The organism is Streptomyces cyaneochromogenes, assembly GCF_003963535.1.
Lineage (GTDB): Bacteria > Actinomycetota > Actinomycetes > Streptomycetales > Streptomycetaceae > Streptomyces > Streptomyces shaanxiensis.
In genome coordinates, this window is the sequence record NZ_CP034539.1 from 10310223 (window position 1) to 10325512 (window position 15290).

The window sequence follows — 15290 nt, forward strand, 5'->3', positions numbered from 1 at the left end:
GCACCATACCGACTGGTTGGGATGTCCGTAAGTCTGCCGTGGGTCACGTTTAGGGGTTGATGTGGTCGCGGGGTGGGCTGGCGTGTGATTCATCACAGCAGGTTATGTTGTGCGCAATTTAATTGCTGGCTAGGTTTTGGGTGGCAATGGCACTGTCACAGAGAGGCAGCACCATGGATCCCGTCCGCTATGAGGATTACCGCCCCGTCGAACGTCCCTCCTATCAAGCGGAGTTGGACGCGGTGGTCGCACAGGTGGCGCAGCGCACAGGCGCCTCGGTCGAGCGTGAGGCAGTCGGCCGCGCCGTCCGCACCGCCCACGGAAAGACGTACGGACTCCTCAAGGCAACCGTCACGGTCGGTGACAACAGGGGCTTCCACGGGCAGGGAATCTTCGCCCGGCCCACTGTGTACGACGCAGTCGTCCGCTACTCCAACGGTCTGGGCCACCAGCGTCCCGACCACCAGCTGGGCGCGGCGTGCGGGATGGGTATCAAGTTGTTCGGGGTCCCTGGCCGGTCACTGCTGGCCGATGAACCGGACACCGGTACCTTCGACCTCAACCTGATCAACAATGACGTCTTCTTCGCGAACACCGCCTACGACTACATGGTCGTCGAGGAGTTGTTCGCGGAGCTGCCCGAAGGCCTGGCGAACCCCGCCCGCCGCAAGACCTGGATGGCGGAGTTCCTGACCCGCCGGGGCACGCTCACCGATCCCGACGGCTGGCTGTGGGACGAACTGTTCGCCATGCTCTCGTTCACCACCGTCCCGCGCAGGAACCTGCTGTCGTACACGTACAACAGCATGGGTGCCTTCCGATACGGCGACCACATCGCCAAGATCCGCACCGTGCCGACGGCCGAGTCCCTGGCGGCCCTCACTCACCAGATCGTGGACGTGCGCGCGGACAACGAGGCGTTCCGCCGGACGCTGGTTGCCGAGGCCACGGAGCGCGACCATTCCTTCGAGCTCCAGGTGCAGCTCAACACCGATCTGGCGCGCATGCCGGTGGACAACACCTCCGTGAAGTGGCCCGAAGAGTTGTCCCCCTGGGTGACCGTCGCCCGTGTGGACCTCCCGCGTCAGGACATCGGCGGGGAGGACAACGTGGAGGCCGCCGACGCCACGTCGATCACACCGTGGCGCTCCCGAGAGGAGCACCGGCCGATCGGCGAGATCCAGCGGGTGCGGCAGGAGGTGTACCGGCGCTCGTCCATCGAGCGGCACCGCCTCAACGGACAACAGCGGCGCGAGCCGGTCAGCAGCGCGCAACTGCTCGGCTGAGCCGGCCAACGGGGGCTGCCCCTATGTCCCTGGTCAAGGGAAAGGGGAGTGCGTTGGGGAGGCGATCCGGGCAGCATGGCGGGGTGAGCGACCTTCTGTGGGATGACGTGAAGTGCTTCTTCGACCTGGACTTGATGGGGTCGCTGCCGGACGTGCGTGTCCCGAATGCCTCGGTGGAGGACTGGCAGGCGGTCCTCGACCTTGTCGCGGAGAAGGGCTGGAAGTGCCAGTACTCCGAGGGAGAGAGGGTGCTTCCGGTGCCCCGGGCGAAGGCCGTGCTGTCCCGTGCGGCCGATGCCGAGTGCCCGGACTTGCGGGTCTGGCCGACGGCTGATGTGTTGGCGATCTTCCGTTTCCAGGCAGAGGACGAAGTCGACTTCGACGTCGATCTGCGGGAGTTGCAGGGCCAGGACCGACTTGATGTGCTCTGCGGCTTCTTTCGGGAGATCGGGCGGCTGTTGGGCAAGCCGGTCCTCATGGACCCGGAAGGCGAGTACGGCCATCCGGTGCTCGGCTTCGACGTCGAGGCTGATCGAGTCGTCGTCCTTGCAGACCCGCAGGTCAGATGACTGGGGCTGACGGCCGCGGTTCGCAGAAGGTTCCGTCACGGAGCATCGCGAACAGGACGTCGGTAGCACTGCCTGGCGCTCCGGTGTGGTCGAAGGCCACGTCAGTCTCTTTGCTCCGCCTCCTTGCCCCGTAATCCGCACCGGAGTTGGCAGGGACACTACGATCGGGGAGTGACGATCAAGTACGAGTGGCGGGGCGACTTCGGCAACGCCGCCCTCAATGCGCTCCATGCTGACGGCTTTGGCCATCCGGTCGCTCGGACGGACTGGCGAGCACGACTCGAGCGCCACAGCCTCGGCTGGGTCTGCGCGTGGGAAGACGGCTCTCTGGTCGGCTTTGTCAACGTTGTCTGGGACGGAGGAGTTCATGCTTTCGTCCTGGACACGGTGGTTGCCCGGCGTTGCCAGGGAAGGGGAGTTGGTGCCGCGCTGGTCGCAACGGCAGCCGATGAAGCGCGTGCCGCGCAGTGCGAATGGCTTCACGTCGACTTCGAGGAGCACCTGCGCCCGTTCTATTTCGATGCCTGTGGCTTCAGCGAGACGACGGCCGGCCTGATTGCTCTGTAATGCCGTGGGTCGAGCCCTTGGGCGGGACGCTTCGGGCCAGAGGCGGTATCAGGACGCCCTGCCGTGGTCGCTTGCCCGGCCTCGTTCACGTCAGGGGCGAGTGAGGGGAGCCGCGCCGACCCAGCGGTGGTAGGCGTCCACGTCGACGTTGCTGCCGCACACGATCGTGACGACGTGTCGGCCGGCGAAGCGGTCACGGTCTTCGAGGATTGCGGCGATGCCGAGCGCGGCCGACGGTTCGACGACGAGGCCCGCGTGGTCGAGGAGCATCCGCATACCGGCGATGATCGACGCCTCCTGGACCAGGACGGCGTCGTCGGCGACCAGGAGCAGGTCGTCCAGGACGGCGGGGATGGGACGTCGGCCGGCGACGCCGTCGGCGATGGTGTTGGTCGAGTCGGTGGTGACGACACGTCGCCTGCGGAACGAGTGCGTCAGCGCCGGTGCGCCCAGTGGCTGGACGCAGATCACCTCGACTTCGGGTGCCAAGGCCTTCACGACATGACCCACGCCGGTGGCCAGCGCTCCGCCGCCGAGAGCAATCAGGACGGTGTCGAAGGACGGCGCGGTGTCCATCAGTTCCAGGCCGATGGTCGCCGCGCCCTCGCAGGTCTCGATGTCCAGGCTGTCCTCGACCAGCCGGATGCCGTCGTGCCGTGCGATGGCCGCCGCCCGCTCGCGCGCCATCTCGTGGTCGCCGTCCACCAGCTCCAACCCGGCGCCCAATGCACGGATGCGATCAAGCTTGGCCCGAGTCGCGAAGCGGGATGCCACGACGGTGACGTCGAGCTCCCGGCCCCGACCGGACCACGCGAGGGCTTGGCCAAGGTTGCCCGCGCTCGCGCACACCACGGCTCGCGAGGCATTGTCGGCCAGCAGGCTCGCGACTACCTCGGTGCCGCGGGCCTTGAAGCTGCGGACCGGGTTCGCTGTTTCGAGCTTGATGCTCACTGCGCACCCGAGGCCGGGTTCCAGCGCCTCGCAGCGGTACAGCGGAGTGTCGAGGAAGATCGGATCGATCACCCGGCGAGCCGCCCGGATGCGCGCAGTATCGAGACGTGTCCCCAGCACGACACAGCAGCGTAGCGCCACCGGCGCTGGCCGCATGAGCAACTGCCAGGAGTCGCAGGTCGGTTGAGGTGGATCACGCTGCTGCGGGTTCCACGGGATGTTGGACGAGGTGACCGTTCTCGAAGCGGGCGTCGGCCGGTTGTCAGAGGCCGGCGAGCAGGCTGCCGAGCGGGGTGGGCACGCGGTCGAGGTCGAGGGCCTCGACGAGGACGCGACCATAGTGGATCTTGCGCCCCTTCTTCGTGCCGAGGAAGCGCCGCAACTGCTGCTGTGCGGTGCGCCCTTGCTGTGCGGGCTGGGACTGGAAGGTCCGCAGGGCGCGCAGGTCGCCCTCCGCTCGCACGAGATCCTCCACCTGGCCCGTGCCCAGGGCGCGGATGAGCTCGTCCTCCAGGTCCGCCGCGCAGACGAAGAACGTCGGCTGGGTGGCACCGGCCTGCTCCAAGGCGCGGGTGTAGTAGGGCCGTTCTCTTTCGTCGCAGAGCCCCGTGAGGCGCAGGCCCAGGCCGGGTGGACCGAGGAGACGGGCGTAGCGCCCGACGTTCATGGCACCGCCCATGGTCAGGACGCAGATTCCCTCGGCCTCCAGATCCCGGCCGCGTCGCTCGGCCAGCGCGTTGACCGCCGCCACGTCGCTCGGCCCTTCGAGCAGGACGACCGCCCGCACGGGCAGCCGCGCGGCCAGTTCGCGTGCACGGTCGTCGGGGCCGCCGGCCGCCCACGCGGTGACCGCCTCCCGGAACGCCCCAATGTCAACCATGAGAGGAGTCTCCGCCAGCTCCCGATCCCCACGCCAGGGAATTTCCCCCGCGGTGCCTCTCATCCCGACCCGGCTCTACCCCTCTCCCCGCGCGCTGAAGCGGGCTTGCCACAGATCGCGCAGGAGGGCGATCTCCGCCATGTGGTGGATGAATTCGAGGTTGGCGCCCCACAGCACATCGATGTACGACTCGTCGGGGTTGGAGCCGTACGGGTACTGGGAGAAGCCGACGGTGTCGAGCTGCGCGTCGGTCACGGTGCCGACGCTGTCGCGCCAGCGGTCGATCAGCGCCCAGAAGCGCTCGAGTGCCAAGGTGGCGCTGGGGGTGAAGTCGACCAGCAGTTTCGGCTCGTGTCGCCGTTCGCCGAAGGTCCATTCCCATTCGCCCGCGAACCCGAAGTGCAGGTGTCCAAGCCGCCACGCGATCGTCGTCACCGGGGTCACCTCGGGCTCCGGTGGGCCGCTGTGGTTGAGGATTTCCTCGACCTTCTCGACGCTCACGCTCCAGTCGTCGGCGATCTTGGCAACCGACATGCCACCGGCTGCCTGCCGGGCGACCTCGGCGTACTCGCCCGCCGGGATGTAGGGGGCGCCCTGGTCGAGCACCCAGTCGCCCGGTCCGAACGCCCTGGGAGTCACCGCCTCGCCCCGGCGCCGGATCGACCAGCAATCGGGTACCGGCTCCCACAGATACTCCTCGTCGCTGAGCCCCGTCAGCCGTACCTGCGCTCTCTCCCTTGCGCAGTCGAACTGCTCGAGAAGCAAGCCCAAACGGTCGGCCCGCACCCGCTCAGTCTCCATGCCCGGCTCCCCCTCGCGGTCACCAACCTCGCTCTGCTCAGCCGGAGGCTAGTGGCCGACTCCCATCAGCACCACAGAATTTGGAGGGGGCGGTCCGCACCGGTCTGCATCGGTCCGCAGTGGTCCGCCCACGGCATCGCCCGCACCGGAGCCTGTCCGCTCGTTCCCGTCGGCCAGTAGCGGGCGTTGCGGCCGTTGGCGGATCAACGCCAGGTCGACGGGATCCAGTACCGGCTGCGGGCCGTCCGACCGGTGGGGCTGCTCCCGCACAGCGTTCAGCCTGGCACGCCGACGAAAGCGAGGTGGCCTCGCCGAGTTGCCCCGGCCCGGACCTACAGGCGGACGACGCGTCCGAGCACGTCGGACAGCGCGGACGCCGTCCCCTCAACGGTCAGCGGTGACAGCCGGGCGCTCAGGTAGCCGTCCGGGCGGATGAGAAGGGCGGTCGGCCCCTCGACGCCGTAGAGCCGCTCGAACTGCGCCGCACCATCTTGGAAGACGGGCAGGTGCCGGCCTTCGGTGTCGGTCTGTCCCCAGCCGGTGGGCCGTGCTCTGGGTCCGGGTGACGACGAACGCGGTCATGTTGTCGCCTGCCGGTCGGTGGACGGTGGCGGCGGATTCGCGGCACCCGGCCAGCGCCTCGGTCGAGTCGGCGTAGAGCACCAGGACGTGCCCGCGGTCGCGCAGCAGGTCGTACAGGCGCAGGGGCGTTGCGGCCACGGCGGCGGTGAGACCGTGGCAGTCGGGCGCGCGGTCACCGGGCCGCGGGCCGGATGATCCCGCGTCGCCGTTGCCCGGCACCGCACCGTCGGCCGCCACCAGGGCCACCAGGGGACTGCTCCGGTAGGCGACGAGCAACTGGGCCTCGCGCAGCATCACCGTCGTCATCTCGTCCGGATCGGCCGGGACGCCCTCGGTGGCATGCCTGACCGTGCGTCCCATCACCTCCTCGCCGACGGGGACGGCGTTCGGCGTCATAGCTGTCGAGCAGCCGCGGATGGGCACCGCTCTCCAGCGCGAGGGCCGGCTTCCAGGTGAGGTTGTAGGCGTCCTGAATGCCGGATTTCATGCCCTGGGTTCCGGTCGGCGGGTGGATGTGCGCGGCGGACCCGGCGACGAAGACCCGGCCGACGGAGTACCGGTCGACGAGGCGATGACTGATACGGAAGACCAACGTCCAGCGCTTGGCGGACACGGTGGTGGGCTGTGGGGAGAGCCGGTCGAGGACCGCCTGGATGTGCTCGACCCGGGGCGCGCGCCCACCCTCCAGCCCGTGGGCCACCGACGCGGAAGCCTCCTCGCCACTCGCCGACACTTCAGGGGGCACCAGCATCGACATGCGGTACCGGCGATCCCTGGGCAGCGGGACCGGTGGTCCATGTGGACCCCCGCAACACCTCGCGCCAGTGCTCGGAGTGCTGGCACACCCACCGCTCGAACAGAGTGGACCAGGCACGGTTCGCATGCCGCTCCTGCGGAGCAGTCCTGCACGCGGACCACAACGGCTCGCGCAACATCGCCCACCGCGGCGACGCTGCGTGGCAGCGGGGCGCAGTCAACCGCCCCAGTCACGTTAAGCACCACGCTTAGCCTCCAGGACGTAGGCGGACCGTCGAAGCCATCGGCGATCACGACTTACAAGCCTCGGGCTTCAGCCCGAGGTGGTTGACCCTCTGCGCCGACCAGCTCCTGGCTGTCTCGCAGTAACGGCGCGTCCAGCACAACGGAGTTGGTCGTCAGCGCATCCAGGCTCGGGTGCCGAAGGAGGCGCACGCCCGTGAGGCCACGAGGGAGGCGGCGTGCAGCGCTTGGACGAAGCCCTGTGCGGTCAGCTGCCGCTGGGCGGCGAGGTGATAGGTGAGGGCTCCATGCAGGATGTCCCCGGCGCCGAGTGTGTCCGCCACCGCCACGGTGGGCACCTCGACCGTCCCGCTGCCGCCGGGGCCTGCCCACACGATGGGCTGTCCTCCTCGGGTGATGGCGGTCCAGGTGACCCCTTGCTGTTGGAGAAAGCGCAGGGTGTCGGAGGGGGTGCGGGTGTCGGGCGGGTGGAAGTCGGCGGAGCAGACCGCTACGTCGATCGCCGGCAGCAGGTTCTGTGTGCCCGGCTTCCAGCTGCCGGCGTCGAGGACGGTGAGGCGGCCGGCGGCACGGGCGGTGAGGGCGGTAGCCGTGGCCAGGTCCATGTGGTGGCCGTCGAGCTGGACGATGTCACAGGCTGCCACCAGCGCGTCGAGATCGTCGGGCGGGGCGAGCCGGTGTCCGGCGGCGTTGGTCGAGGCGACGGCGCGTTGTCCGCTGGAGGCGGTGACCATGATGGAGGAGACAGCGGGCGGGTCGGCCGAGTGGGGCGCCAGGTCCGACACGCTCACACCCGCCCGGTCCAGGTCGGCCGTGACCGCGAGTGCGAGCGGGTGGGAGCCGATGGCGGTGAGCAGTCTGGCCGCGCCGCCCAGGTGGGCGAAGGTCACGGCCGCGTTCGCCGCCGGGCCTCCGGCGGCCACGGTCTGCTCGCGGGCTGTGAGTTTCTCGTCGGGAGCCGGGACGTGGTCGACGAGCTGGATGACATCCAGCGTGCACAGGCCGACGAACAGCCCTGCAGGTCGTCTGGTCGTTCGAGTCTCCATTCAGGTGCACCTCCCGTCAGCCCGGCGCCAGCATGCGGCCGACACCCTGGTCTCGCCCCACTCGACCCCCGCCCGGGGCGGCGGCGCGGACCCGCTGATCCGAGATCACCGCGGCCGGTTCCTGCAACTCTGCCCCGTGCCGCCGTGGGCCACCCCTTTTGCCGGCGCGTGGGTCCGTCGGCGGAGCAGGCTGTAGAGGGGCAGGGCCGTCGCTCCCGGTTGTCAGTGTCGGGTGGAAAACTGCCCGGCATGATCGAACCGAACCCGAAAGCGGACCTTCTCCGATACCTGCAAGAAGCGCGTGATGCCATGGTGTGGAAGCTCGATGGGCTCTCGGAGTACGACATCCGCCGTCCGCTGACCCCCACGGGCACGAACCTCCTGGGGCTGGTCAAGCATGTCGCCGGCGTGGAACTCGCGTACTTCGGCGACACATTTGGGCGGCCGTTCTTCGGCGAGGAGCCGCCGTTCTGGTGGTACACCGAGGAGCCAGAACCCAACTCGGACATGTGGGCCACCGCAGACGAATCACGGGACCAGATCGTTGGGCTGTATCGCCAGGCGTGGGAGCACTCCGGCGCCACGATCGCGACGATGACGCTTGACGCGATCGGTCACGTCCCGTGGTGGCCGGAGAAGCGCCGAGAGGTGACGCTGCACCACATTCTGGTGCGCGTGATCTCCGATACCCAGCGGCATGCCGGCCACGCGGACATCCTGCGAGAGCTCATCGACGGGTCTGTCGGATATTCGCCAGGCAAGGACGCCATGGCATCAGGGGATCAGGCGTGGTGGGAGAGGCACCGGAGCCGACTGGAGCGCGTGGCGCGGGAGGTCAACGGCTGATTCGCTCTGCTGCCGACCCCGCTGGCTCCGGGGTCGGCCTACGGCGCCGGTGGATTTCTGACTGATGAGCAGGCCGAGGCGTACGGCAGCGTCGCAGCCGTGCTCGGCCCGGGCCAGACCGTCCCCAACAGGGCTCCGCTTTCCGCGGCTTGGCCACACACCCCACGGTGACCACACAGGTTCCCGCGAAGCCCATGACGGCTCGGCCCTGGCCGTTGGCAGAGTGGCTCCGCGAACTCCGGCCACGGCCCCCCCGCAAAACCCGTTGGCGGACCACGGCGACCACTGCTACTTTCCCCGAGGCCGTGCGAGAGAACGAGGAGGTGGTACCCGTGAACGAAGTATCGACATGGGTGCTCCCCTCAGGGGTCACGGTCGGGCGATAGGTCGTCCGGGAGCGCCGTTCACGCGCACTCCCGAAAGGCACGACCATGCACTTCACTTCGGAACAACGCCTCGACGACGGCGTCCTCGAGCGTGAATTCACCCTCGGCGAGATCCCCGGCACCCTGTGGACGCCTGAATCCGCCGCACCGGTCCCGCTGATCCTGATGGCCCACAACAACGGCCTGCCCAAGGGGGAAGCCCGGCTGGTGGCACGGGCGCGGCACTCCGCGGCGTACGGCTACGCGGTGGCCGCCATCGACGCCCCCGGATGCGGCGACCGGCCCCGTTCCGCCGCCGACGAGCAGGCCCGCGCCGACCTCCGCCGGGCGATGCAGGCCGGCGAGCCGGTAGATGAGATCTTCGAGTCCTTCGTCGGCCCGCTGGTAGCCAAGACGGTTCCGGAATGGCGGACCACCCTGGACGCCCTCCTTACGCTGCCCGAGATCGGCGGCCCGGTCGGGTACGCGGGGTGGACCGCCGTCGGCATTCGGCTGGCGGTGGCCGAGCCCCGCATCGCGGCCGCCGGATTCTTCGCCGGTGGCTACGTGCCCCGCGCCCAGCGCGAGGAGGCCCGACAGGTCACCGTCCCGCTCCTGTTCCTGCTGCAGTGGGACGACGAGGGGAACCCCAGGCAGCGGGCCCTGGACCTGTTCGACGCCTTCGGGAGCAAGGAGAAGACGCTGCACGCCAATACGGGCGGGCACACCGGCACCCCCTGGTTCGAGCTGGACGACGGGAACCGGTTCTTCGCCCGGCACCTGAGGTGAGGCCGGGCCGGCCGTCAGGCCGGCAGCAGACACCGGCCTCCCGGACGCGCCCCAACAGGGAGCGTGTCGCCGAAACCTGCTGCTGAGCCGCTGACGCGGAGCCCGGGCGGCTGGGAGGTGTCCCGTGCGCCCAGGCTCCCGTCGTCCGCGGCGTTCACCTCCCGCCCGATGCGGGCGCCCGGACCGTCGTACCGCTCGGCGTGCTTGGACTGCCCCCACCCTGATCGCCTACGCAGCCTCGCTGTCCTGCAGCTCGACGGGGTAGAGCGGGTGCGGTTGGCGGGTGCGGGCCCGCGGCCTCGGCTCAGCGGCGCCCGCCGCCTCCGCCCGTGCTGGAACCTCTGGTCGTTGAGCTGACGCAGCCGGTGCAGGGGCCGGTGCCTTGCTGCAGGTACCGGTGCTGGTTCGCCAGATCGATCGCGGGTGTCAGCGAGGTGTCGTCGGTGGGAATCCCGATGCCGAACCGGCCGTAGAAGGCGAGCAGGCCGGTGTCGGCGCGTTCGACCGCCGCCCGGGTGCGGTCGTAGGCCACCGTCGTCAGGCGGCGGACGTCGATGCGCACGAGTCGGCCCCCGTCGGGCGGGGGCTGTCCGACTCCCTCGCCCCACCGGTGGAAGATCCTCTTCACCGGGCCGTCCTCCACCAGCCCGCCGAGGTACTCCTTGACCAGCTGTACGGCCTGGTTGTCGCCCAGGTCGAGGGCGTCGAAGGTGCGGGTGATCGCGAGGGAGGCGAGCTCGGCGAACCGGTCGGTTTGCTGCTCCCGCTCTGCGGTGCGCTGTTGGCTCTCGTCGAGCTGATCGAGCTCGCCGGCGAGGTCGTCCGCCTCCGGAGTCTGGGCGGGTTGTGGCGCCGGGTCGTCGAGAGCGAGGGTGGCGGCCTGGAAGCGGCCGACCTGCCGGGCGATGTCCAGCGCCGTTTGGTTCACGGGCTCTCCGGGTGGCGAAGGCGCGGCCCGGTGCACGGCGAGAATCACGTCCCTCAGACGGGCAGCGGCCCGGGGATGGGCCGAGACCTGCTGGTGGATCTCCTTGTACGCGGCCGCAGCGCCCTCGGCGTACTGCCGGCGCTGAACCTCGAGCGCGTATCTCTCGGCCACCGGCCGCTTCCATGCGCCCTCGGACACCGGTGCCACAACGACGAGGAACAGCAGGGCGACCATGATGCCGACATTGATCCCTGAGAGGGACCGCCGTGCGAAGTTGGCGGTGATGCCCAGCGGCAGCCGGGATTCGCTGAAGCGCGCCGGGCGCAGCCGCTGTCTGATCCGCGCGGCGTGGTCCGGCCAGCGCAGTACGGCGTAACTGCCGACGGCCAGCACCGTGTAAGCCGCCAGCCAGTACAGCCAGTGCACCTCGGTCAGTGCTTGGACCTTTTCCACGATGCCGCGCACTACGGTGACTTGGGGCGGGGTGAACGACAGTACGTTGGCGAGCCACACCAGGAGCACGGTCAGCACCAGGCCGAGTTCCACGGACAGGGCGATGTCGGCCACCGCCCGCACCGTCGGCCGCGTCGAGTCCTTCAACTTGCGCCAGCCGCGGCAGGAGAGCCAGATGGCGAGCGGGAAGAAGAGTCCGGCGGCGGGCGTGAGGGTCAGTACGTCGCCGGAGACGAGCTGCTCGACGGCGAGGACGACCAGCAACACGCCGGGGAGGTCCGGAAGGTGACGCACGATCAGGCGTTCGGACGGACCGCATCGCTTCACCGCGAGCAGCAGCGTCCAGCCGCCGAAGATGAGCAGCGCCACCAGGGGGACCAGACGAGAGGGGATGGCGCGGAACAGGACTAGGAGTAGTGCCACCGGCGGGGCGACCGTGCACAGTGCGAGGGCGGTCGCGGCGACGTATCGGCGATGCCGGATCCAGCGGATCAGGGGTTCGACGAGCAGCTCGCCCACTATTTTCGGCGCGGCCAGGAGGGCTGCCGCGAAGCCCAGGCCGAAGACCGCCCCGAAGAATCCACCGAAGGCCGCCCTGACGGCGGCGAGGAGTGCGGACCCCGGTCCGTCGATCTCCTGTCGGGTGCCGAGGCGCCAGGCCGCCCATGTGCCCACCCCGAAGGTGACGTACAGGCCAAGGAGTTCCGGTACGTCCCTCGGCGACTCCTCGTCGTCGCGGGCGGTCGACGCGGGTTCGGTAGGAGTCGGTGGGGCAGGAGCGGGTGCGGCCTGCGATCTGCGTTCGTGCAGCTGACGGGCGACGTCGAGGAAGATCTCCAGATTGGGTATCTGGTACCCGGGCCGTGCGAAATGTGTCGGGAAGTCGCTGCCACGCGAGGCGATCAAGAGGTCGCCGTCGGCCGTGAGTGAGAGCGAGTGGACGTCCTCCCAAGTAGTGAAGTCGTCCCGGCCGCGCCTGCGCTGCACGGTCAGCCGGTCCTGGCTCAACACAAGTTCCCCGAAGGAGACTTCACCGCCGCTCAGAGCCGTTTCGGCGGCCGCGGTCAGCTGCGCGTTCCGGACACCCTGCCGGATCGCCGGACCCCACTCGTCCTCCTGAGGGAGCTGCGCGCCCCTGATCACCGTACGGGTGGTCAGGCCCCGGATCTTCTCCCCGCCCAGCGCGAAGCCACGGTGCGCTGCCCCGAGCGTGACGACCGTCCCCTCGGGGTTGGACAGCTTGTAGCGATGCGAGCCGTTCGTGAAGACAGCGGTCGACGACCAGGGATAGATCGCTTCCGTACCGTCGGCCGCAATTGCGACGAGGCCCTTCTCATAAAGGCGGAACTCCACTCTTGTGTGCCGCCGATACCACAGTGCCCGGACAGCGAACGGCCCCAACAACGCCAGTCCACCGAGCACACCGGCCGCAACGGTCCCCTCCCAGCCGAAGAACGCGCAGAGGAGGAGCGTCAGGAGGTAGGTCAGGATCGAGAAGGGAACCAGCCTCAGCAGGAGCAGCGCGTACGCGGAGGGTTTTCCGGCTGCGGGCGGTAGGTACGGCGATGTCGCCCCAGCCCCGGGCGCTCTGCGCCGCCCTCGGCCCTCCTCTGCGCCCATGACCGCATCCATCCCAGCAGATCCCCACAACACCTCTTCCGTGACAGCCAGTTGATGGTGCACGGCACGCTAGCACCAGCAGTGAAAATGAGCTGGTGGGCGATAGATCGACTCTCAGTGGGCCTGCGGATAGCCGATTTCGGAGATGTCCTGGGCCAGGTCCGCAAGGGTGACCTCGACGTTCAACGACGACACGAGTTCCTGGTCGAGCGGCCGCAAGGCATACACGTCACTCACCGCTGTCAGATCGACAGAGACCTCGTAATAGTCCTCGGCGAAGCGCTGGAACGCTTCGGGTGAGCGGTCGACCAGCAACCGGAACAGGCCCGTGGCACCATCAGGGTCGGCACAGTTCGGCGGGAAGTCGATCGTGCCGTGGTGCCACTGATCATCCGTCGCCTCCCGCCACAGGCAGACCGTCGCGACTGGCACGCCGTCCTCGTCGGTGAACGCCGGCTCCTGGAGGTAGGGCTTGAAGGCATCGGGAACCTCGTCAATCACTCCTGGCCAGGGCTTGCCATCATGGCCATACGGGCTCATCGGCGATTCGTGGTCGAAGCCGCGGACATAGCCCCCCGCCACCGAGAACACGATGGAGTACTCGTCTCCCGACCCGTTGCGCATCGAGGCCATCTCCTCGCCTTCAGCCCAAGCGGCGTTGAAGGAGTGGTACCGGCTTTCCCAGTCCGGGCTCAGGATCGCGTCGAGCATCGCAAGCGAGCGGCACAGGTCCCGAAGGTCGGCGATGGAGGGAAGCCGGCGAGCTACGTCATAGACAGTCACGGGCTCATCCAACCGGATGCCTCTGACATCGGCCGCGCCCCTGCCAGACGTCACGATCAGTAGCAACTCCTGGTCGTGCTCCAGACGCTAACGCAGATAGTCACTCGCCTCGGCACCCAGTACAAGCAGAAGAGCCAGAGCCTCGGCGCCAGGGGATCCCGGTGGCGCGCTGTAAAGCACGAGGTGCTGGTCGCGGTCCGTGAGCGTGAGCGAGTCGCAGTCGACGGTGATCTCCCCGACGACCGGGTGGCGGAATGTCTTCGTGAGCATCGGCGCGGACTGCACCTCGTGCCGTTCCCAGAGCCGGGCGAAGTCGGGGCTGGCGTCGCGGAGTTCCTCGACGAGGCCGGTGACCGCGGGATCCGTCGGGTAGCGGGCGAGGGTGGCGCGGAGCTCCATGACGACGTGGTGCCGGAACTCGGCGGCGTCGGAGATCCCGTACAGTGTCGTGCCGGGTCGCGCCGGCTCGAGGAATGCCCGGCGCGCGAGATTACGGTCCTCGGGGGCGAGCCCGGCGAAGTCCTCCATGAGCGCGGCCGCGAGGTCGTTCCACGCGAGCACCTCGAACGCGGCGGACATGACCAAAGCGGCCGTCTGCGGCAGCCGCTCGAGGAGCGCGAGGATGCTCGGGCGGACGTCTCGCCGGTGCAGCCGGGTACGGGTCGGCGCGGTGCCCGCGAGGACGTGGAGGTGGTCGGACTCGGCGTCGGTGAGCCGCAGCGCGCCCGCGATCCCGGCGAGAACCTCGCCCGACGGCCGCGGCGCCCTGCCCTGCTCGAGCCGGACGTAGTACTCCGTGGAGATGTGTGCGAGGACCGCCACCTCCTCACGGCGCAGACCCGGCGTCCGGCGTCGCGGTCCGGAGGGGAGGCCGACATCCTCCGGCCGTAGCCGCTCGCGACTGCTACGGAGGAACGCCCCGAGCTCCTGCTTGTCCATACCGCAAGTCTGCACGCCGCGCGGCGACAGATCCTGGTACCGCCTGTGCCTGCATCCGGCCTGGGGACCGGCCCGACACTGCCGTCATGACGCACAACAACGACATCGCACCCGCCGGCCTGCTCACCGACAAGGTCGTGCTCATCACCGGCGCCAGCCGCGGCATCGGGGCGGCCGCGGCCCGGCTCTTCGCCTCTGAGGGCGCCGCCGTCGTGCTTGCCGCCCGCAGCACAGGCGCCCTCGACCGCATCGTCACCGAGGTCCGCGCAGACGGAGGCGTCGCCGACGCCGTCACCCTGGACCTCGCCGACCGCGCGAGCATCCGCGCGGCGGTCGGCCGTGTCGAGGAGCTGCACGGGCGGCTCGACGGCGCCTTCAACAACGGTGCGGCGATCCAGCAGCCCGGGCCGCTCGACACCACGAGCGACGAGGACATCGACGAGCAGTTCGCTGTGAACTTCCGCTCGCACTGGACCGCGATGACCGCCGAGGCCGCGCTCATGCGGCAAGGCGGCGGCGGGGCGATCGTGAACACCTCGAGCATCGGCAGCCGCCGCGCGAACCCCGCCCTCCCCGCCTACGGCGCCATGAAGCGTGCGCTCAACAGCATCACCGAAACCGCGGCTGTGACCTGGGGCCGTCAGGGCATCCGCGTGAACGGCATCACCCCCGGCGGCACCGTCACGGAGATGATGGACGCGTGGGAGGCGGTCTCCCCGGGCATCATCGAGCGCAATGTCGCGGCGACCCCACTCGGCCGCATGGCCGAACCCCGCGAGGTTGCCGAGGTGGCCGCGTGGCTGCTCAGCGACCGTGCCTCGATGGTGACCGGAGCGATCGTGCCGGTCGACGGCGGCGCCGGGGCCTGAAGGGGAGAGAGCCCGAG

At 69.3% G+C, this 15290-nt stretch carries 15 protein-coding genes and 1 pseudogene; 7 read left to right on the top strand and 9 right to left on the bottom strand.

Features of this window, described 5'->3' with window-relative positions:
• Nucleotides 1-146 precede the first annotated feature (146 nt).
• From EJ357_RS46220 to EJ357_RS46230, 3 genes are all read left to right on the top strand, one after another.
• Nucleotides 147-1286: a catalase family protein gene (locus EJ357_RS46220; protein WP_228472824.1), complete on the top strand. Its 1140-nt coding sequence runs from the start codon at nucleotides 147-149 to the stop codon at nucleotides 1284-1286.
• Between the two features lie 23 nt (nucleotides 1287-1309).
• The gene (locus EJ357_RS46225) at nucleotides 1310-1855 is read left to right on the top strand and encodes a hypothetical protein (RefSeq protein ID WP_228472825.1); all 546 of its coding nucleotides are present in this window, start codon (nucleotides 1310-1312) and stop codon (nucleotides 1853-1855) included.
• Nucleotides 1856-2026: 171 nt separating this feature from the next.
• Nucleotides 2027-2422, top strand: a complete 396-nt coding sequence (locus EJ357_RS46230; protein ID WP_126398668.1) for a GNAT family N-acetyltransferase — start codon at nucleotides 2027-2029, stop codon at nucleotides 2420-2422.
• 90 nt (nucleotides 2423-2512) lie between these two features.
• Here the strand turns inward: EJ357_RS46230 and EJ357_RS46235 are convergent, their stop codons facing one another.
• The 5 genes and pseudogenes from EJ357_RS46235 to EJ357_RS50925 form a co-directional block, all read right to left on the bottom strand.
• On the bottom strand, nucleotides 2513-3529 hold the full coding sequence (locus tag EJ357_RS46235; protein WP_407698455.1) for a threonine ammonia-lyase: 1017 nt from the start codon (nucleotides 3527-3529) through the stop codon (nucleotides 2513-2515).
• Nucleotides 3530-3635: 106 nt separating this feature from the next.
• Nucleotides 3636-4253 carry an ATP-dependent endonuclease gene (locus EJ357_RS46240; protein ID WP_126398672.1) on the bottom strand — a complete coding sequence of 206 codons (618 nt, stop codon included), beginning with the start codon at nucleotides 4251-4253 and terminating at the stop codon, nucleotides 3636-3638.
• Nucleotides 4254-4328: 75 nt separating this feature from the next.
• The gene (locus tag EJ357_RS46245; RefSeq protein WP_126398674.1) at nucleotides 4329-5054 is read right to left on the bottom strand and encodes a DinB family protein; all 726 of its coding nucleotides are present in this window, start codon (nucleotides 5052-5054) and stop codon (nucleotides 4329-4331) included.
• A 384-nt stretch (nucleotides 5055-5438) separates the two neighbouring features.
• Nucleotides 5439-6032: a hypothetical protein gene (locus tag EJ357_RS50920; protein ID WP_407698548.1), complete on the bottom strand. Its 594-nt coding sequence runs from the start codon at nucleotides 6030-6032 to the stop codon at nucleotides 5439-5441.
• Between the two features lie 37 nt (nucleotides 6033-6069).
• Nucleotides 6070-6519, bottom strand: a pseudogene (locus EJ357_RS50925) (FAD-dependent monooxygenase); the annotation flags it as partial.
• Between EJ357_RS50925 and EJ357_RS49965 the strand changes: the two are divergent.
• Nucleotides 6435-6644, top strand: coding sequence for a zinc ribbon domain-containing protein (locus EJ357_RS49965; protein WP_407698456.1), 210 nt, complete (start codon nucleotides 6435-6437; stop codon nucleotides 6642-6644). The pseudogene EJ357_RS50925 and the gene EJ357_RS49965 sit on opposite strands and share 85 nt — an antisense overlap.
• A gap of 146 nt (nucleotides 6645-6790) precedes the next feature.
• On the opposite strand, the gene EJ357_RS46260 is transcribed toward EJ357_RS49965, so the two are convergent.
• On the bottom strand, nucleotides 6791-7681 hold the full coding sequence (locus EJ357_RS46260; protein WP_126398676.1) for a PfkB family carbohydrate kinase: 891 nt from the start codon (nucleotides 7679-7681) through the stop codon (nucleotides 6791-6793).
• A 249-nt stretch (nucleotides 7682-7930) separates the two neighbouring features.
• On the opposite strand from EJ357_RS46260, the gene EJ357_RS46265 reads away from it, so the two are divergent.
• Together EJ357_RS46265 and EJ357_RS46275 are read left to right on the top strand one after the other, a co-directional pair.
• On the top strand, nucleotides 7931-8527 hold the full coding sequence (locus tag EJ357_RS46265) for a DinB family protein (protein WP_126398678.1): 597 nt from the start codon (nucleotides 7931-7933) through the stop codon (nucleotides 8525-8527).
• A 431-nt stretch (nucleotides 8528-8958) separates the two neighbouring features.
• Nucleotides 8959-9681 carry a dienelactone hydrolase family protein gene (locus EJ357_RS46275; RefSeq protein WP_126398682.1) on the top strand — a complete coding sequence of 241 codons (723 nt, stop codon included), beginning with the start codon at nucleotides 8959-8961 and terminating at the stop codon, nucleotides 9679-9681.
• A gap of 304 nt (nucleotides 9682-9985) precedes the next feature.
• Here EJ357_RS46275 and EJ357_RS46280 read toward each other — a convergent pair whose 3' ends face one another.
• From EJ357_RS46280 to EJ357_RS46290, 3 genes are all read right to left on the bottom strand, one after another.
• Nucleotides 9986-12682 (bottom strand): hypothetical protein, encoded by a 2697-nt coding sequence (locus EJ357_RS46280; RefSeq protein ID WP_126398684.1) that lies wholly within the window; start codon nucleotides 12680-12682, stop codon nucleotides 9986-9988.
• A 114-nt stretch (nucleotides 12683-12796) separates the two neighbouring features.
• The gene (locus tag EJ357_RS46285) at nucleotides 12797-13465 is read right to left on the bottom strand and encodes a hypothetical protein (protein ID WP_126398686.1); all 669 of its coding nucleotides are present in this window, start codon (nucleotides 13463-13465) and stop codon (nucleotides 12797-12799) included.
• Between the two features lie 87 nt (nucleotides 13466-13552).
• Nucleotides 13553-14404, bottom strand: a complete 852-nt coding sequence (locus EJ357_RS46290; RefSeq protein ID WP_126398688.1) for a helix-turn-helix transcriptional regulator — start codon at nucleotides 14402-14404, stop codon at nucleotides 13553-13555.
• A gap of 86 nt (nucleotides 14405-14490) precedes the next feature.
• Between EJ357_RS46290 and EJ357_RS46295 the strand changes: the two genes are divergently transcribed.
• Complete coding sequence (locus EJ357_RS46295) at nucleotides 14491-15273, top strand: SDR family NAD(P)-dependent oxidoreductase (RefSeq protein ID WP_126398690.1); 783 nt, start codon at nucleotides 14491-14493, stop codon at nucleotides 15271-15273.
• Nucleotides 15274-15290: the final 17 nt, after the last annotated feature.